Genomic DNA, 17,433 nt, shown 5'->3' with positions numbered 1-17,433 from the left:
CGGATTTGCGCCATTTTCGGGAATGGTTCGGCGGGTGCGGCGCAATTGCTTCGAACGCGGTCCTTACCGATGCCTAAGGACCGAACTAGGTCTGCCTAAGATTTAGGCAGATACGAGCTTCAAGCCTGCAGTCTCGGGCAGCCCGCACATGAGGTTGAGGTTCTGCACAGCTGCTCCGCTGGCACCTTTGCCCAAGTTATCCAGCTTGGCGACGAGACGGGCGTTCGAGCCGCCCTCGTTGCCGACCACAAACAGCTCCATGCCGTCCGACGGCGCAGCTTGGGGCTCAAGCGTCAACTCGGCCGGCGCGGGTGCGGAGCTCACCGTCACGACGCTTGAGCCATCATAAAACTCGCGCAGCGCATCGCGCAGATCGTCGGCATGCGGATCGTTTTCCATCGCGCCGAGATGCAGCGGAACTTCCACGATCATCCCGCGGAACACCGGCACCACGGCCGGCGCGAAAAGCACCGGGTGTTCCAGTCCCGCGTGCGCTTTCATTTCGGGCAGGTGCTTGTGCGCGAGATCGTAGCCGTAGGCACGAAAGCCCGGCGCGGCGCCGCTCTCATAGCGCTCGATCAGCGCCTTGCCGCCACCCGAATAGCCGCTGACCGCGTTGACGGTGAAGGGCCAGGCGGCAGGTAGTAGCTCGGCCTGAACCAAGGGCGCGATCAGAGCGAGGAAGCCGGTCGGATAGCAGCCCGGATTGCTCACTCGCCTGGCATTGGCCACGCGTTCCTGGCCGACCAGTTCGGGAAAGCCGTAGCACCAGCCTTCAGTCGTGCGGTGCGCACTCGATGCGTCGATAATGCGCGTGCCGCTCGCGGGATCGACCAGCTCGACCGCCTCGCGCGCGGCATCGTCCGGCAGGCAGAGAATGGCTACATCCGCCTCGTTCAGCGCTTCGCGGCGCGCCGCGGTGTCCTTGCGTTGCGCGTCGTCGAGAGCGATCAGCTCGAACTCGGTACGATCCTTCAGCCGGTCGGCGATTTCGAGGCCTGTCGTGCCCGCAGCCCCGTCGATGAAAATCCGGTGTGTCACGCGGCAGGAGCGAGCGCGCCGAGACGGACGTAGCCGCTGGGCCCCTCGGGGCCGCAGGCGATCCAGGCCCAGTCGCCCGCACAATCGAGCAGTTCGATTTCGGTGCCTGCATCGATCGTCGCACCGTCATCGGCATCGTCGCGCATGGCGATCTTGAGCGTCACGGCCTCGCTACCGACGCGGCGCAGCTGAGGAATCACGTAATGCGCAGCAAGATACCGGCCTGCCAGCGCGATATGCGCAAGGTCACCGCGCAGGGGCAGCGTGCCCAGAGCGGGGCGGTCCACCGGACCCTTCAGTCCGACGATGCCGTCGGGCAATGTGTAGCTAGCAGGCGAGGTCACGCTTCCGGGTAAATCCGTTTCAAGGTTTCGCGGCGCTTAGCTGTGCGGCGCCGATCCCGCAAGATTGGCGCGGCTCATGTCCCCCCATAGCGCGCCTTGAGCATGTGGAAGGCTGCGCGCAGGCCATAGGCATCGCCGCCTTTCGGGCGGCCGGGCTTGGCGCTCGGCCGCCATGCGAAGGTGTCGAAATGCGCCCAGTCGAGCCCTTCGCCGACGAATTTGTCGAGGAACAGTCCGGCCACGCTGGCCCCGGCAAAGGCGTTGCCATGGGCGTTGTTCGTGTCGGCGATATCGGACGCCAGCCACTCGCGATAAACATCGGGCAGGGGGAGACGCCACGGTTCGTCGTCATGGGAGCGGCCTGCCTCGATCAATGCCTGAGCCGTGTCGTCGCGCCGGGTCATCAGGGCCGGATATTCGGGGCCGAGGGCAACGCGTGCAGCACCGGTCAGCGTCGCGAAATCGATGATGAGGTCGGGCTTTTCCTCGCTCGCGCGGGTCAGCGCATCGCCGAGGATCAGGCGGCCTTCGGCATCGGTATTGCCGATTTCCACGGTCAATCCTTTGCGCGTCTTCAGGACGTCGCCGGGGCGGAAGCTGTTGCCGGAAATCGCATTTTCGACCGCCGGGACGAGCACGTGCAGCCTCACTTTCAGCCCTGCCTGCATGATCAGGCCCGCGAGTGCAATGGCATGGGCCGCGCCGCCCATGTCCTTCTTCATCAGCAGCATTCCGGACGAACTCTTCACATCGAGCCCTCCGGAATCGAAACACACTCCCTTGCCGACAATGGCGACCGTGATGTCTGACTCATTGCCCCAGGTCAGGTGCATGATCCGCGGCGCATGATGGCGCGCCGCAGCGCGCCCCACGGCATGGACCATCGGATATTCCTGCTCCAGCGTATCGCCGCGGGTGACCGAGAACTTGGCCGAATGCGTCTTGGCGAGGGTTTCGCACGCTTCCTCCAGTGCTGCCGGGCCCATATCTTCGGCAGGCGTATTCACCAGATCGCGGACGAGGCACACAGCCTTGGCCTCGGCGATCGCGGCGTCGATCTTGCCGGCATTCTTGGTCAGGAGCACGCGCGGGCCGACGGGCTTCTCGGGCTTCTTGTACTTCTCGAACGTATATTGCGCGGTCTGCCAGCCATGCAGGGCCGGGCCGGGTTCGCCTGACGCGCGGCGATAGGTGCCCTCAGGCAGCGCCTCGGCCAGCTTGGCCATACACCAGCTCGACAGCTCGTCGGGATTGGCCACGCCGCCGACTGCAAACCAGCTGTCGCCATCGGGGATGATGCCGACTTGGTATCCGCTGCCGTCGAACTTCTGCGCCTCAAGCGCAGCACGCTGGCCGGCAGAGAGCGACTTCGCCCAATCGGCAAAGCCGTCCTTGTTCACCAGGTGGATGGCAATTGCGTCCTGGCCCCGGTCGGGCTGGATAAGCGGTGTAGTGTCGGCCATAAGTGGCAAGTCCCCGTTCATTTCGTCTGACGCAAAGGAAGCGCGATGCGAGCGCACCTGTTCCTGATTTCCCTCGCCCTGTCGAGTGCGGCCTGTTCCGACGGCGCCGAGTATGCCGAGCGGGCGGGCGTCGCGGAGCGTCCGGCCGCAACGGCCACTGCGACTGCCTCAACTCCGGCGAGCGCGGCGCAGGCCGTCAATTTCGAAGACAATGCGGACGACAACGGCGACACCCGCGCTTTCGCGTATAGCTGGCCAGCCGCAGCCTCCGCCATTCCGGCGCTTGCCGAACGATTGCAAGCGGAGCGCGACGAGCAGCTCGCCGAGCAGAAGGACGAGTGGCAGAGCGCCCTTGCGGACTCGCCGCCCGACTGCGTCTCCTGCCGCAATCGCGGTTACGAGAAGAAGTGGCTGGTCGTCGCCGATCTGCCCGACTGGCTGAGCCTGAGCGCTGATCTCTATGCCTACACCGGCGGGGCGCATGGCACCTATGGCAAGAGCTCGCTGGTCTGGGACAAGTCTGCAGGGCGCGGGATGGCCGGTATCGAACTGTTCAATTCGCCGGTCGATCTCGAGCAAGCTCTAGGCGCAAAGCTGTGCACCGCGTTGAACGAGGCCCGAGCAAAGCGCCGCGGCGGGCCGGTCGGGCAAGATGGTGAATGGCCGAACGATTGCCCGGGACTGGACGAGGCATCGATCCTCGTCGGCTCCTCCAACGGAAAGACTTTCGACCGGATCGCGGTCTATTTCGGGCCCTACGTGGCCGGTCCCTATGCCGAAGGCGATTACGAACTCGATTTCCCGGTGACGGCCAGCGTTATCGATGCGGTGAAGCCGCGATATGCCGGTGCCTTCAGCGTGAAGCGCTGATTGGCTCGCAATCCGTCGCGGCAATCGCTATGTCGCGTGCATGACAGAATATCAGGTGATCGAAGGCGACCAGACCGTCTACCGCGACGGGACCATCAAGCTGCATGGCGAGGATGGTTTCGAAGGCATGCGCAAGGCCGGCCGGCTGGCAGCAGAAATTCTCGACGAGCTGACTACGTTCGTGAAGCCCGGCGTGACGACCGGCGAGATCGACGACCTCGTGCGCGGTATGACGCTGGACGCGGGCGCGGTTCCTGCGACCATGGGCTATCGCGGCTATGCGCATAGCTGCTGCACCTCGATCAACCATGTGATCTGCCACGGTATCCCTAGCGAAAAGGCGCTGAAGGACGGCGATATCGTCAACATCGACGTTACCCCGCTGCTCGACGGGTGGCACGGCGATACCAGCCGCATGTTCTACGCCGGGGAGCCTGCGCTCAAGGCCACGAAGCTGGTCGATGTGACTTACGAATGCCTGATGTTGGGGATCGAGGCCGCGGCCAAGCCTGGCGCGCGGCTCGGCGATATCGGCGCCGCGATCGAGGCGCATGCGCGGCAGTTTCGCTATGGCGTGGTGCAGGAGTTCTGCGGCCATGGCCTCGGCCGCCTGTTCCACGATGCGCCCGAAGTCATCCATGCGGCAAAGGCCGGGACCGGCCCGCAATTGAAGCCCGGCATGTTCTTCACCATCGAACCCATGATCAACCTCGGCCGTCCGCATGCGAAGATCCTGCGTGACGGCTGGACCGCAGTGACGCGCGACAAGTCGCTCTCCGCGCAGTTCGAACATTCGATCGCGATTACCGACGACGGGGTGGAAATCTTCACCGAAAGTCCGAAGGGGCTGCACAAGCCGCCGTACTGAGTAGGGTTTCGGGCGCGGTGCTTATCCTTCGACAAGCTCAGGATGAGCGGGCTCGGGGTGGAATTTACAAAGTCCGCTCGCCCTGAGCCTGTCGAAGGGCACGCGCAACTTCATCCTTCTCGCGCCGACCTGATTGCCGCCCCTGCCGCAAAAGGCGCGATGGCGCAGAGGCCGAGGCTGATGGCCGCCGTGAGCAGGAGTCCGCTGCTTTCGGGCCGCGAGAGCGCGCCTGCTCCGAAAATCAGGATCGGCACGGCCAGCGGGATCACCATCAGACCTGCGAGCGCCGCGCCGCCGCGCAGCGATGCGGTGAGCGCGGCGACGATGAGGCCGACGGCGGCCAGGCCCGGCGTGCCGGCCAGCAGGCCGAGGAGTACGGTCCGCAGCATTTCTCCGCTCAGGCCGAGTAGGGCCGCAGCGGGCAGGGTTGCCAGCAACAGCAACGGCGCGAAGGCCAGCCAGTGCGCGAGCAGGCGCGACGCCATGGCGAGTTCCTCGCTCGCGCCGCGCAGGTGCAGCTGGTCGAAAACGCCTGCATCGAGATCGGCAGTGACAAGCTTTTCCAGCGGGAGGATCGCCGCGAGCAGCGCTGCGACCCAGATCACGCCGCCGCCGGTTCGCGCCAGCAGTTGCGCGTCGGGCCCGACGGCGAACGGGTAAAGCATCGCGACGGCGAGGAAGAAGAGCAGCGGCAGCACGCCTGCACCGCCACGCCCGCCGGGTAGCAGCAGGCCGAGATCGCGGCGCAGCAGGGGGCCGATCATGCGGCAAACTCCGCCAGCGCGATGGTGCGTTGGGAGGGCAGGGCAATGGGCTGGTGCGAGGCGACGATGGCGATCCCGCCGCCTTGGCAGTGCTGCGCGATCAGTGCCTCGAAGGCTTTCTGTGCCTGCGTGTCCAACCCGTTCAGCGGCTCGTCCAGCAGCCAGACCGGACAATTGCGATTGAGCAAACGGGCGAGCGCGGCGCGTTTGCGTTGGCCGGTCGACAAGAAGCACACCGGCACGTCCAGCAGGTCGGCGAGATCGAGCAATTCCATCGCCCGGCCCGCATCGCGGCAGCCGTCGAGCGTCTCCCAGAAGGCCAGCGCCTTGCCCAGCGGCAGCGACCCGTCCAGCGCGAGGCGATCGTCCACCAGGCCGATACCGCCGACAGTTTCCACTGTGCCCGCGAAAGGGCGGAGCAGCCCCGCAAGGATGCGGATCAGGCTCGACTTGCCGATCCCGTTCGCGCCGGTCACGTGGACTGCCGCACCGCTGTCACATTCGAGACTTAGCCCCCTGAACAGCAGGCGGTCGCCGCGTCGGCAGGCGAGGTCTTTCGCGGCGAGGCGGGCTTGCATGGCGCGCAGCGATAGGCAAAAGCCGCGGCTGTCACAAGCAAGGTGACGAGGTCTTCGAAGGATGAACAGGATGTCGGTCGAAAAGCTGAGCGAGGAAGAACGCAAGACCTGGCTGAGCGCCTTGCCGAAATGGTCGCTGGCCCGCGACGGTGATGCGATCGAGCGCAAGTTCGAATTCGACGATTTCTCTGAAGCCTTCGGATTCATGGCCCGCGTTGCCCTGATCGCGGAGAAGCGCGACCACCATCCCGAGTGGTTCAACGTCTACAACAAAGTCGAGATCACGCTCACCACGCATGACGCCGGCGGCTTGAGCCTGCGCGACGTGAAGATGGCGCGCAAGATCGACGCTTTGCTGGGCTAGTCCTTCACCGACCGAGGGGGCGCGCGCTCCCGCGGGTCTGCTTGCGGACCCGGCCCGGCAGCCAGCGCGCGGCAAAGGCCATCTGCCTGGCGGTCTTGCCGACCGCCGTGTGCAGCTTCTCGCCATGCACCGCGTCCCATGCGGCCTGCGCGACGTCCAGCACAGGGGTGATTTCCAGCCCGGCTTCGGTCACGCGCTGGCGAATGCCCTCGTTGGTCTGCGCATTGGGCGTGTGGTCCAGCAGCGGCGTGTCTATGAAGCTGGGCATCAAAGAGCGGACCTTGATCCCGTCCTCCGCCCATTCGCCGTCGAGGCTTTCGGTAATGGCGCGAACGCCGAACTTGGTTGTTGAATAGACGCTGGCACCCGGCGTGCCGTAAATCCCGGCCGCGCTCGCCGTATTGAGCAGGCACGAACCGGGCGCGGTCTTCTTGAGATGCGGATAGGCCGCCTGCGCGCCGAACAGCACGCCCTTGAGATTGATGTCGAGGCAGCGTTCGATTTCCTCGGTCGAATTCTCCACCAGCGATCCGCCGATCGGAATGCCGGCATTGTTGAACACCACGTCGATGCGTCCGCCCGCCGCGGTGGCGAAGCTTTCCAGCGCCTCGTCCCAGGCGGAACGGTCGCGGACATCGAATTTGTGCGAATAGGTGAAGCCGTGGCCGATCATGCCGAGCGTCTCGTCCATGCCCGCCTGGTCGATATCCCCGACGCCGACGAACCAGTCGCGCGCGCCGAAATAGGTCGCGACCGCACGGCCGATGCCCGACCCGCCGCCGGTGATGAAGATCGCTTTACGGTCCGCCATGTCTCTCTCCTCGAGCGCGCTACAGCGCGGCATTGTTGTAGGTGTGCCAGGTGAAAATCGCCATGGCCCCGCGATAGGGTCGCCATCGTTCGCCCAGCGCGCGTGTTTCCTTCTCGCTCGGTCGCGCGGGTAGGTCGAGCAAGCGCCCGACCGCCTCCTGCACGGCGAGGTCGCCTGCGGGCCAGATGTCGGGCCGGCCTTCCGCGAACAGCAGGTAGATTTCCGCCGACCAGCGGCCGATGCCCTTGATCCGGGTAAGTTCGGCAATCGCCTCCTCGTTGTCTTCCGGCAGATTGTTGAGGCTCAGCGCATTGCTTGCGACCAGCTCGCACAGTGACCGCGCATAGCCCTGCTTCTGCCGCGACAGGCCACAGGCGCGCAACGTGTCGAAATCGCGGTCGAGCAGATCCTGCGGGTCCATATCCTCGCCAAGCTCGGCCTCCAGCTTGTTCCACACCGAGGCAGCCGCCGCCACGCTGACCTGCTGGCCCACGATGGTGCGGAGCAGCGTGCGATAGCCGGTCGGCCTGATCCGCTCTTCGGGATAGCCGCAACGCTCCAACGCCGCCGCGACGGTCGCATCGTCGCGCGCAACCGCATCGAGATGCTCGCGCAATTGTGCATTCGTCAAGCCCATGGCGGCGCGTGCTTGCCTTCCCGCGTTCGATTGAATAGCAGCCGCCCGCATAGGTCGGGCCAGTGGCCCATTGCAACCGAGGAAGCATTCATGCCCAAGCTGATCGTCACCACCCGCGAAGGCGAAACCTCCGAAATCGAGGTCGAGGACGGCCTGACCGTGATGGAAGCCATCCGCGACAACGGCTTTGACGAATTGCTGGCCCTGTGCGGCGGCTGCTGCAGCTGCGCGACCTGCCATGTGCATGTCGACCAGGCCTTTGCCGACAAGCTGCCGGAAATGAGCGAGGACGAGGACGATCTGCTCGAGTCCACCGATCACCGCACCGACGGCTCGCGCCTCGCTTGCCAGATCCCGTTCACGGCGGAACTGGACGGGCTGAAGGTTACTATCGCGCCCGAGGATTGAGTATTATTTTTTGCGTACGGGCCGGACATCCGTCCTGGTGCCGCAAGCCTTCGACGGATGTCGAAGGCGTACCCCACAAAGACTCTCCCTTTCCGACTTGCAAGCGCTTGTAGTTTGCGCACTGGCTCACCCGCGCCTACCTCGCCTCATATGACAGCAATTCCCGTACGCGAGCACACGCTCGACCTCATCGGCAACACCCCGCTGGTCCGCTTGGAAGGCCCGAGCGCCGAAGCCGGTTGCGACATTTTCGGCAAATGCGAATTCGCCAATCCCGGCGCTTCCGTAAAGGATCGCGCTGCGCTTTACATCATCCGCGATGCGGAAGCGCGGGGCGAGCTGAAGCCCGGCGGCACGGTCGTCGAGGGGACGGCGGGGAATACCGGTATCGGCATCGCGCTGGTCGCCAATGCGCTCGGGTATCGCACGATCATCGTGATGCCGGATAACCAGAGCCGCGAGAAGATGCAGACGATCCGCGCGCTGGGTGCAGAACTGGTCACGGTGCCGCCGACGAAATATGCCGATCCCAACCACTTCCAGCACGTCTCGCGCCGCATGGCCGAGGAGACGGAAGGCGCTATCTGGGCGGGCCAGTTCGACAATACCGCCAATCGCAAGGCGCATATCGAAGGCACGGCGAAGGAGCTGTGGCAGCAGCTCGACGGCCGGATCGACGGCTTCACCTGCGCAGCGGGCACTGGCGGGACGATCGCCGGCGTCGGCATGGGCCTCAAGGAATTCGACGAGAGCGTGCAGATCGCCCTGACCGACCCGCATGGTGCGGCGCTCTACAATTACTTCGCCAATGGCGAGCTGAAGGCCGAAGGCTCCTCGGTCGCCGAGGGGATCGGACAGGGCAGGATCACCGCCAATCTCGAAGGCGCGCCGATCGATACGCAGTTCCGCGTGTCGGACGAGGAGGGCCTCCTCTGGGTCGCTCGCCTGCTGCGCGAAGAGGGGCTGTGCCTTGGCCTGTCCTCCGGCATCAACGTCGCTGGCGCTATCGCGCTGGGCAAGCAACTGGTAGCCGAGGGGCGCGAAAGCCCGCGCGTCGCCACGATCCTGTGCGATACCGGCTTCCGCTATCTCTCGACGCTTTACGATCCCGAATGGCTGGCATCGAAAGACCTGCCCGTCTTCGATTGGTTGCAAGGCGACGATTGACCGCACGGGCGCTTGCGGCGTATCGCTGCGGTCGATGGCGCAATTCTTCGATATGAGCCGCAAGCCGGATAAGGGCGAGGTGTCGGACATTCCCGGCAACCGCGCCCGGCGCGAGCGCAATCTCCAGCGCCTGCAGATCGGCGGGACGGGTATCGTCATGATGGTGCTGCTGGTCGCGCTGGCCAGCGTAGTGAGCAATCGCGCGGCGCAGACCGATGCAACCGCCGTGCCGGAAGCGGCACCGACCACCGAACCGACGCAGGCGATGCCGCGGAACGACCCGCTGGCCGAGGCAGGCGTCGTGCCCGAACTTCCCGCAGAGCCCACTACCGCGGTGACCGGCACGCCTTCGCCCGCCGCGCCGGAGCAGGATCTCAGTGCCCCCCAGCCACAACAGCCTTAAGGCTGCGCTTTTCGGTCTGGGGCTGGCACTTGCCGCCTGCGGCCAGGGCGTCGCCCCGTCGGACAACGCCGCCGACAAGCAGCAACTTGGCCTGTTCTCCACGCTGCCTATCTATTGGGGAAGCGGCGGGGATGTGGCCACCCTGCTCGATACCGCTCAGGAAAAGGACTGGGTGCGCGAGTCGCTGGAGCGCAGGTTCGAACTCGCACCGCTCGACGCGCTCGAGCCGGAAACCCTCGCGAATGTCGATCGCTTGCTACTGGCCCAGCCCCGGCCGCTCGCGCCATCTGAAAACGTCGCGCTCGACGAGTGGCTACGCGGTGGTGGGCGCCTGCTGATTTTCGCGGACCCGCTGCTGACGCGGCATAGCGAGTTTTCCATTGGCGACAGACGCCGCCCGCAGGACGTCGTGCTGATCTCGCCCATCCTGAAGCGGTGGGGGCTGGAGCTGCAATTCGACGAGACGCAGCCTGTCGGCGAACGCTGGACCGATGCCTATGACGGGGAGTTTCCGGTGAATCTCCCCGGCAAGTTCGTACAGGTCGATGCAAGCGCGCCGTCGCAATGCACTGTGTCGGACGGCGGCCTGCTCGCCCAGTGCGAGGTCGGCGAAGGCCGCGTGACGCTGCTGGCCGATGCCGCCATCCTCGATTGGGAAGGGGAGGGCGATCCGCCCTCGCGGCGCAGGGCGGCGCTCGATGACCTGGTCGCGGCTGCGCTCGATTTCTGATCACGGGAAATTGCGGGAGCGAGTCGGGGATGGCGCGGGAAACTCCGCACGGCTCGACGGAATCGTGAGTGTTTCCAGCGACCTCATTAGTAAAGTGGTAAGTGTTTCTGGAACGCGGGTGCAAAAATAGCATAAAGAAATCAGGTATATACGGGCTTATCCCGTGAAATCCCGCAATTTTCCCTTCCATCCCCGGCCGTCCCGCGATAAATCCTCAGGACATCGGACAAGGCTGTCTATGCGCGTACCGCTCGCGAGCGGTGCAGCTCGCCCATGCACGTGGGCGAGGGGGAGGAAGTCTTGCCCGGGGGAGATGTTGAACGCGCATTCGGGAACTGGGGCAAGTGACTTTCGGAGGGTACAGCGGACAAGCCTATTCGCCTGCGGGCGATAAGGGCCGCTTTGTGCTTCCGCCGCTGTTCCGCAAGGCCGTCAAGGAAAGCAGCGACGGCCGTGTTCTCTGCCTCATGAAACACCCCACGTGGAATTGCCTCGTCGGCTTCGGACTCAGCCGCAAAGAAGAGCTCGACGCCCAGCTCGACCGAGAGGAAGAAATCGCCGTCCGTGTCGGCAAGGATTTCGATCGCGACACTCGGGCCAGCCAGCTGTTCGGCTTCCTCGAAATGCCCTTCGACGACAGCGGCCGTTTCGTCATGCCCGATCACCTGCGCAGCCTCGCCGGGATCGAGGAAGGGCTCTATTTCCAGGGTGGCGGACGCTTTTTCACGCTGTGGAACCCGGACGAACTCGCCAAGATGGGCGACGACTGGGCCAGCGCCAAGGCAGCCTGCGAAAGCCTGCTCGCCGATGCGAAGGCGAAGGGCAAATGATCCGCGCGCCGCACATTCCCGTCCTCCTCGACGAGGTGATCGACGCGCTCGACCCGCAGCCGGGCGATGTCGTGATCGACGCGACCTTCGGGGCGGGCGGCTATACGCGTGCGCTGCTGGAGCGCGGCGCGACGGTGCATGCCTTCGACCGGGATCCCGATGCAATCGCTTCGGGTCGCAACTGGCGCGAGACGGGGGAAAACCCGCCGCGCCTTATTCTCCACCCGCACCGTTTCTCCGAAATGCTCGACGTCATGACATCGGCCGGTGTGGCGCGAGTCGACGGGATCGTGATGGATATCGGCGTGTCGTCCATGCAGCTTGACCAGGCCGAACGCGGCTTCGCCTTTTCGGCCGACGGTCCGCTCGACATGCGGATGAGCCAGCAGGGCGAAAGCGCCGCCGATTTCCTCAACAGCGCCGACGAGAGCGCGATTGCCGATGTCATCTACCAGTACGGCGAGGAGCGCCAGTCGCGCCGCGTCGCGCGTGCGATCGTGGCGGCCCGCCCGCTGGAGACGACCGGCGATCTCGCCCGCGTCGTGCGCAAGGCGCTGGGCCACAAGCCGCACGACAAGAAAGACCCGGCCACGCGCACGTTTCAAGCCATCAGAATTCACGTGAACGGCGAGCTCGACGAACTGTCCCAAGGCCTGTCGGCCGCCGAACACCTGCTGCGTGAAGGGGGCCGCCTTGCGGTGGTCAGCTTCCACAGCCTCGAAGACCGGATCGTCAAGCGCTTCCTGCGCGAGGCATCCTCGACCCCGAGCGCTTCGCGTCACGTCCCACTGGCGGCGCTTGGCGATCCGGTCTTCTCTCCTGTCAGCAAGGCGATCAAGCCGGGCGCGGCGGAGATCGAGCGCAATCCGCGTGCGCGCTCGTCCGTCCTGCGCCATGCGGTGCGCACCGCCACACCCGCGAGGGAAGCGGCATGATCGCCGGTGGCTCCCGTCTGCGCCAGATCGGCTGGGCGCTGGTGCTGGCCGTATGCTTCGGTCTGCTCCTCGCGCTCACCTTCAAGGTGAACGCGGTGAAGAGCCAGGTTCGCCTGACCGAGCGCCATATTATTGCCGCCCAGCACGACAAGCTGATGCTGGAAACCGAGTTCCAGACCCGCGCCAGTCAGCAGCAGCTCGCCAACTGGAACGCGATCGAATTCGGCTATGGTCCGCCGCGCGCCGACCAGTATCTCGAAAGCGAGCGCCAGCTTGCCGCACTCGGCACGCCGCGCGGGCTCGATGCACCTTCGCCGGTGCGCGTCGCGCTCAACCGGCCGCCGCGCGAAGAGCAGGGCTTGCTGGCCAACTGGCTTGGCGACGATCCAGACGCCGCTGCGCGCCCCGGTCGCCCTACGACGCGTGAGTTCGCCTCTACCGATCTCGCAAAGCGGCTGACCCGGCCGGTTGCAGCTGCCGGAGTTTCCGAGGTGGCCCGGTGAACGCTTACGCGGGCTATGGTCCCGCGATCGCGGCAGGGCGCACAGGTCACGGAGCGGTCAGCATGGCCGTCGCCTCCGGCCGCGTGCAGCTTGTCACCCTGCGCCAGCGATCGCTGACGGTCGCCCGCTGGCGAGTACTGTGGATTGCGCTCGGCTTCGCCTTCGTTGCGCTGATGGCGCTGCTGCGGCTCGGCTATCTCGGCATGTCCGACAGCGCTTCGCGTGCGACCTCGCTGGAGGAGGCGCTGCTGCCCCCGCGCGGCGAGATCGTCGATCGCAACGGCATCCCGATGGCACGCGCCTTCCCGGCCTATGCGCTGTGGTTCAATCCCAAGGCGCTGGGCGAGGATGGCGATCCGCTGGTCCGCGATCCGGCAGAAGTCGCTGCCAAGCTCAAGGCGATCTTCCCCGACATGGACGAAAGCCGCGTCGCCAAGCAGCTTGCCAGCGGTCAGCAGGGCTACCTGCGCCGCCGCGTGCTGCCGGAAGACGCCAACCGCGTGCAGGAAATCGGCGAGCTCGCGCTCGAAATGCCGATGGAGAACGATCGCCACTATCCGCAAGGATCGATGGCGGCCCATGTGCTGGGTTACGTCGCTGCCGACGGCAAAGGCCGCGTCGGCATGGAGCAGGTGCTCGACACGCAGCTCAACGATCCGGTGACCCGCGGGACGCCTGCCGCCCTCTCGATCGACGTGCGGGTGCAGGGCGCGCTGGAGGACGAATTGCGGCGCGGCATGAAGCTGGTCGATGCGCAGGGCGGCGCAGGCATCGTGCTGGATGTCGATACCGGCGAGGTGCTGGCGCTGGCCTCTCTGCCGGAGTTCGATCCGAACAAGATCGACGAGCGCGGGCAGAGCCTGATGTTCAACCGCGTGACCAACCAGGTCTACGAGCTCGGCTCGACCTTCAAGCCCCTCTCGGTCGCTGCCGCGATCGATGCCGGCGTGGTGCGAGACTTCTCCCGGCGGTACGATGCGACCCCGGTCAAGGTCGGTCGTTTCGCAATCAAGGACCTGCATTCGAAGGGCAATACACTCAACGTGGTCGAGACGCTGGTCTATTCGTCGAACACCGTTACCGCGCGGATCGCCGACGATCTCGGCCCCGAACGCATGCGCCGCTACATGATCGACATGGGGCTGAACGAACGACCCTATATCGAGCTGCCGGCCAAGGGCTTCCCGATCTGGCCGGGCGACAACTGGCCGCGCCTTCGGAACATGACCGTGAGCTACGGCCACGGTATCGCGGTGACGCCGCTGCATCTCGCCAGCGCTTATGCGGCGATGGTCAATGGCGGCATCTGGCGTCCAGCGACCCTGCACAAGGTGGAGCCGGGCGCCGCGCCGAAGGGGCGCCGCGTGTTCAAGGCTTCGACATCGAGCCGCATGCGCCAGTTGCTGCGCGCTATCACCGTGTTCGGAACGGGCAAGAACGCCGATGCCCACGGTTATCGCGTGGGCGGGAAGACAGGTTCGGCGGAAAAGCCGGGTGGCAGCGCGGGCTATCGCCGCACGGCGCTGGTCTCCACCTTCGCAGCCGCCTTCCCGATGGATCGCCCGCGCTACGTCGTCATCGCCATGCTCGACGAGCCCCGTGGCACCGTGGCATCGAGCTATCAGCGCACGGCCGGCTGGACCGCCGCGCCGATCGTCGGCCGACTGGTCCCGCGGATCGGCCCGCTGATCGGCGTGCGGCCCGACGAGACGCGCGACGTCGACATTTCCGATATTCGTCCGCTAATTCCGGGGAAGACGTCATGAAGCTGGCGAAACTCTGTGCGGCGGCGGGCCTCGATTGCGGCGGCAGCGATGCCGAAGTCACCGGCTTTGCGATCGACAACCGCAAGGTGGCACCGGGCACGGTCTTCGGCGCGTTCCAGGGCACGCAGGTCAATGGCGAGGACTTCATTCCTGCCGCCATCGAAGCAGGCGCCATCGCCGTGGTGGCGAGGCCTGAGGTCACAGTCGAAGGCGCGGTCCACATCGCCGAGCCCGAACCGCGCCGCGCCTTTGCCCGCCTCGCCTCGCGCTATTTCACGCCGGTGCCGGAGCACATCGTCGCGGTGACGGGCACCAATGGCAAGACCTCGACCGTCGAGATGACGCGCCAGATCTGGCGCATGACCGGCGAACGCGCGGCCAGCATCGGCACGCTCGGCGTCACCACGCCGGACGAGAGCGTCTCCACCGGGCTCACCACGCCCGATATCGTCACCTTTCTCTCCAACCTCAGCGGGCTGGCGCGCGAGGGCGTGACGCATGTCGCCTACGAGGCATCCAGCCACGGCCTCTCCCAATTCCGCAACGAAGGCATTCCGGTCGAAGCCGCCGCCTTCACCAATTTCAGCCGCGACCACCTCGATTACCATGCCGACATGGAAGACTATTTCGCGGCCAAGATGCGGTTGTTCGACGAGGTCGTGTCCGACGGCGCGACTGCAGTCGTTTGGATGGGGTCCGGCGAAAGCGGCTGGAATGCACGGGTGGTCGACCATGCCGGGAAGCGCGGCCTGACCGTCATGACCGTCGGCGAGCAGGGGTGCGACATCCGCCTGACCTCACGCGAGCCTACCCAGCTTGGCCAGGTGCTGACGGTCGAACATGACGGGCAGGAGCGCAAGATCACCCTGCCGCTGATCGGTGCTTATCAGGTCTCGAATGCGCTGTGCGCAGCGGGCCTTGCTCTTGCTACGGGCACGAGTGCCTCGGGCGTCTGGGATGCGGTATCGCGCCTGCAGCCGGTGCGCGGGCGGCTCGAACGCGCCGTAATCTCGCCGAGCGGTGCGCCGGTATACATCGACTATGCCCACACACCCGACGCGCTCGAAGCCGCGATCGCGGCGCTGCGCCCCCATGTCACCGGCAGGCTCATCACCGTATTCGGCGCAGGCGGCGACCGCGACCATGGCAAGCGCGCGCCGATGGGCGAGGCCGCGGCCCAGGCCAGCGATGTCGTCATCGTGACGGACGACAACCCCCGGGGCGAAACTGCTGCGGATATCCGTGCGGCAGTGCTTGAGGGCGCGCCCCAAGCACGCGAAATAGGCGGTCGTCGCGAAGCCATCAAAGCAGCCATCGCCGAAGCGGGCGCCGAGGATATCGTCCTCGTCGCCGGCAAGGGACATGAAACGGGTCAGATCATCGGGTCGGGAGAAAACATGCGGGTGCTGCCCTTCGACGACGTGGAAGTCGCGCGCGAATGCGCTGCCGAAATCGCGGGAGAGCGCGCATGAGCGCCGCCATCCTGCGCCATCCGGCCTATGTCGAATGGCCTGCCGATCCGCGCGATCGCCTGCCGCTGACGCTGTGGGACGCAAAGAGCATCGCCGAAGCGGTCGGCGGCACGGCGAGCCATGATTTCCAGGTCGCAGGCGTCGAGATGGACAGCCGCGATGTGGTGAACGGCGATCTCTTCGTCGCGCTCAAGGGCGAGGCGATGGACGGGCATCGCTTCCTCGACAAGGCCTTCGCCAATGGCGCTGCAGGGGCCATGGTCGATCGCCCGGTCGACTGGCCGCACATCCTGGTCGAAGACACGACCGAAGCGCTGAAGGCCCTGGCTCGCGCAGCGCGCGCCCGCACCGAGGCAAAGATCATCGGCGTGACCGGTTCGGTCGGCAAGACCGGGGTCAAGGAAGCGATTTTCGCCGCACTCGAACGCGCCAGCCGCGGCGCGGCGCACCGGTCCATCCGCAGCTACAACAACCATGTCGGCGTGCCGCTAAGCCTCGCCCGCATGCCCGCGCGCAGCCGCTTCGGCATCTTCGAAATGGGCATGAACAACGCCCGCGAGATCGAGGGACTGACGACGCAGGTCCGCCCCCATGTCGCGGTCATCACCACCATCGCGCCGGCGCATATCGAGAACCTCGGCTCCATGGAGGCCATCGCTGCGGCCAAGGCGGAAATTTTCGCGGGGCTGGAGCCCGGCGGCACTGCCGTCATCCCGACCGACACGCCTTATTACGAACAGCTGAAGTCCGCTGCCGAGAAAGTCGGCGCGAGGGTGATGAGTTTCGGCACGGCGCGCCATGCCGACATGCGGCTGCTCGACGCGATCCCCAGCGCCAATGGCGGCAGCCTGGTGACCTGCGAATTTCCCGAAGGGCGACTGTGCTACACCGTGGCCGAGCCAGGCGAGCACTGGGTCGCCAATTCGCTCGCCGTCATGGCGGCAGTGCGCGCGGCGGGCGGCGATCTCGCCGCGGCAGGTCTCGCGCTGGCGGAGATGGGCGGATTGAAGGGCCGCGGTGCGCGCCATGGCATTACCGCGCCGGGCGGCAAGGCGCTGCTGATCGACGAAAGCTACAACGCCAATCCCGCCAGCATGCGCGCCACGCTGGCGCAGCTCGGCCAGACGCCCTCGGGTCGCCGCATCGCCGTGCTCGGGTCGATGAAGGAGTTGGGCGATTTCGGCCCGAAGTTCCACGCCGGCCTCGCCGAGCCGCTGCTCGCTGCCGATATCGACTATGCGGTGCTGGTCGGCGACGAGATGGGCGTGCTTGCGCGCGAACTGGGGAAACCGCAGAGCGACGTGCTTGGCAAGCCCATTGCGTGGGCGCATTGCCGAACTGCCGAAGAGGCCATCGAACTGCTCGAGAATTTCGGCGTCGTCGCTGGCGATGCCGTGCTGGTCAAAGGCTCCAATTCGGTCGGCCTCGGTCGGCTCGTGGATCACTTCACCCGCGCCGGATAGGCGCGACAAGAGGCGC

At 65.9% G+C, this 17,433-nt stretch carries 20 protein-coding genes; 13 read left to right on the top strand and 7 right to left on the bottom strand.

Annotated elements, in window-relative coordinates; all coding sequences use genetic code 11:
* Window positions 1-102: 102 nt before the first annotated feature.
* The 3 genes from argC to P8R33_RS02510 all read right to left on the bottom strand — a co-directional run bounded on the left by argC (window position 103) and on the right by P8R33_RS02510 (window position 2,848).
* Complete coding sequence (argC, locus tag P8R33_RS02520) at window positions 103-1,041, bottom strand: N-acetyl-gamma-glutamyl-phosphate reductase (protein WP_278327413.1); 939 nt, start codon at window positions 1,039-1,041, stop codon at window positions 103-105.
* Window positions 1,038-1,385, bottom strand: a complete 348-nt coding sequence (locus P8R33_RS02515; RefSeq protein ID WP_278327412.1) for a hypothetical protein — start codon at window positions 1,383-1,385, stop codon at window positions 1,038-1,040. Before P8R33_RS02515 ends, argC begins: the two co-directional genes overlap by 4 nt.
* Window positions 1,386-1,459: 74 nt before the next feature.
* Window positions 1,460-2,848 (bottom strand): leucyl aminopeptidase family protein, encoded by a 1,389-nt coding sequence (locus P8R33_RS02510; protein WP_278327411.1) that lies wholly within the window; start codon window positions 2,846-2,848, stop codon window positions 1,460-1,462.
* Between the two features lie 45 nt (window positions 2,849-2,893).
* Between P8R33_RS02510 and P8R33_RS02505 the strand changes: the two genes are divergently transcribed.
* Entirely contained in the window at window positions 2,894-3,718 is an 825-nt protein-coding gene (locus P8R33_RS02505) for a PdaC/RsiV family protein (RefSeq protein WP_278327410.1), read from the top strand.
* Window positions 3,719-3,758: 40 nt separating this feature from the next.
* Window positions 3,759-4,586, top strand: coding sequence for a type I methionyl aminopeptidase (gene map, locus P8R33_RS02500; RefSeq protein ID WP_278327409.1), 828 nt, complete (start codon window positions 3,759-3,761; stop codon window positions 4,584-4,586).
* Between the two features lie 110 nt (window positions 4,587-4,696).
* Here map and P8R33_RS02495 read toward each other — a convergent pair whose 3' ends face one another.
* Window positions 4,697-5,350, bottom strand: coding sequence for a heme exporter protein CcmB (locus P8R33_RS02495; protein ID WP_278327408.1), 654 nt, complete (start codon window positions 5,348-5,350; stop codon window positions 4,697-4,699).
* The gene (gene ccmA / locus P8R33_RS02490; protein ID WP_278327407.1) at window positions 5,347-5,928 is read right to left on the bottom strand and encodes a heme ABC exporter ATP-binding protein CcmA; all 582 of its coding nucleotides are present in this window, start codon (window positions 5,926-5,928) and stop codon (window positions 5,347-5,349) included. Before ccmA ends, P8R33_RS02495 begins: the two co-directional genes overlap by 4 nt.
* A 70-nt stretch (window positions 5,929-5,998) precedes the next feature.
* On the opposite strand from ccmA, the gene P8R33_RS02485 reads away from it, so the two are divergent.
* The gene (locus tag P8R33_RS02485) at window positions 5,999-6,292 is read left to right on the top strand and encodes a 4a-hydroxytetrahydrobiopterin dehydratase (RefSeq protein WP_278327406.1); all 294 of its coding nucleotides are present in this window, start codon (window positions 5,999-6,001) and stop codon (window positions 6,290-6,292) included.
* Between the two features lie 4 nt (window positions 6,293-6,296).
* Here P8R33_RS02485 and P8R33_RS02480 read toward each other — a convergent pair whose 3' ends face one another.
* Window positions 6,297-7,103 (bottom strand): SDR family oxidoreductase, encoded by an 807-nt coding sequence (locus P8R33_RS02480; RefSeq protein ID WP_278327405.1) that lies wholly within the window; start codon window positions 7,101-7,103, stop codon window positions 6,297-6,299.
* 19 nt (window positions 7,104-7,122) lie between these two features.
* On the bottom strand, window positions 7,123-7,740 hold the full coding sequence (locus P8R33_RS02475; protein ID WP_278327404.1) for a DNA-3-methyladenine glycosylase family protein: 618 nt from the start codon (window positions 7,738-7,740) through the stop codon (window positions 7,123-7,125).
* Window positions 7,741-7,830: 90 nt separating this feature from the next.
* On the opposite strand from P8R33_RS02475, the gene P8R33_RS02470 reads away from it, so the two are divergent.
* The 10 genes from P8R33_RS02470 (at window position 7,831) to P8R33_RS02425 (ending at window position 17,417) form a co-directional block, all read left to right on the top strand.
* Window positions 7,831-8,148 carry a 2Fe-2S iron-sulfur cluster-binding protein gene (locus P8R33_RS02470; RefSeq protein WP_278327403.1) on the top strand — a complete coding sequence of 106 codons (318 nt, stop codon included), beginning with the start codon at window positions 7,831-7,833 and terminating at the stop codon, window positions 8,146-8,148.
* Window positions 8,149-8,298: 150 nt separating this feature from the next.
* Window positions 8,299-9,315, top strand: a complete 1,017-nt coding sequence (locus P8R33_RS02465) for a cysteine synthase A (protein WP_278327402.1) — start codon at window positions 8,299-8,301, stop codon at window positions 9,313-9,315.
* Between the two features lie 34 nt (window positions 9,316-9,349).
* Window positions 9,350-9,718 (top strand): hypothetical protein, encoded by a 369-nt coding sequence (locus tag P8R33_RS02460; protein WP_278327401.1) that lies wholly within the window; start codon window positions 9,350-9,352, stop codon window positions 9,716-9,718.
* Entirely contained in the window at window positions 9,693-10,448 is a 756-nt protein-coding gene (locus tag P8R33_RS02455; protein ID WP_278327400.1) for a Gldg family protein, read from the top strand. Before P8R33_RS02460 ends, P8R33_RS02455 begins: the two co-directional genes overlap by 26 nt.
* A gap of 344 nt (window positions 10,449-10,792) precedes the next feature.
* On the top strand, window positions 10,793-11,278 hold the full coding sequence (locus tag P8R33_RS02450; protein WP_278327399.1) for a division/cell wall cluster transcriptional repressor MraZ: 486 nt from the start codon (window positions 10,793-10,795) through the stop codon (window positions 11,276-11,278).
* Window positions 11,275-12,213 (top strand): 16S rRNA (cytosine(1402)-N(4))-methyltransferase RsmH, encoded by a 939-nt coding sequence (gene rsmH / locus P8R33_RS02445; RefSeq protein ID WP_278327398.1) that lies wholly within the window; start codon window positions 11,275-11,277, stop codon window positions 12,211-12,213. Before P8R33_RS02450 ends, rsmH begins: the two co-directional genes overlap by 4 nt.
* Window positions 12,210-12,716 carry a hypothetical protein gene (locus P8R33_RS02440; protein ID WP_278327396.1) on the top strand — a complete coding sequence of 169 codons (507 nt, stop codon included), beginning with the start codon at window positions 12,210-12,212 and terminating at the stop codon, window positions 12,714-12,716. Before rsmH ends, P8R33_RS02440 begins: the two co-directional genes overlap by 4 nt.
* 62 nt (window positions 12,717-12,778) lie before the next feature.
* Window positions 12,779-14,482 (top strand): peptidoglycan D,D-transpeptidase FtsI family protein, encoded by a 1,704-nt coding sequence (locus P8R33_RS02435; RefSeq protein ID WP_278327923.1) that lies wholly within the window; start codon window positions 12,779-12,781, stop codon window positions 14,480-14,482.
* Entirely contained in the window at window positions 14,479-15,954 is a 1,476-nt protein-coding gene (locus P8R33_RS02430; protein ID WP_278327395.1) for a UDP-N-acetylmuramoyl-L-alanyl-D-glutamate--2,6-diaminopimelate ligase, read from the top strand. Before P8R33_RS02435 ends, P8R33_RS02430 begins: the two co-directional genes overlap by 4 nt.
* Window positions 15,951-17,417, top strand: coding sequence for a UDP-N-acetylmuramoyl-tripeptide--D-alanyl-D-alanine ligase (locus tag P8R33_RS02425; RefSeq protein ID WP_278327394.1), 1,467 nt, complete (start codon window positions 15,951-15,953; stop codon window positions 17,415-17,417). Before P8R33_RS02430 ends, P8R33_RS02425 begins: the two co-directional genes overlap by 4 nt.
* Window positions 17,418-17,433 lie beyond the last annotated feature (16 nt).

This window comes from Qipengyuania flavescens (genome assembly GCF_029688735.1).
Classification (GTDB): domain Bacteria; phylum Pseudomonadota; class Alphaproteobacteria; order Sphingomonadales; family Sphingomonadaceae; genus Qipengyuania.
The sequence above is the reverse complement of the archived record's forward strand: the minus strand, read 5'-3'. Positions and strand labels throughout refer to the sequence as shown.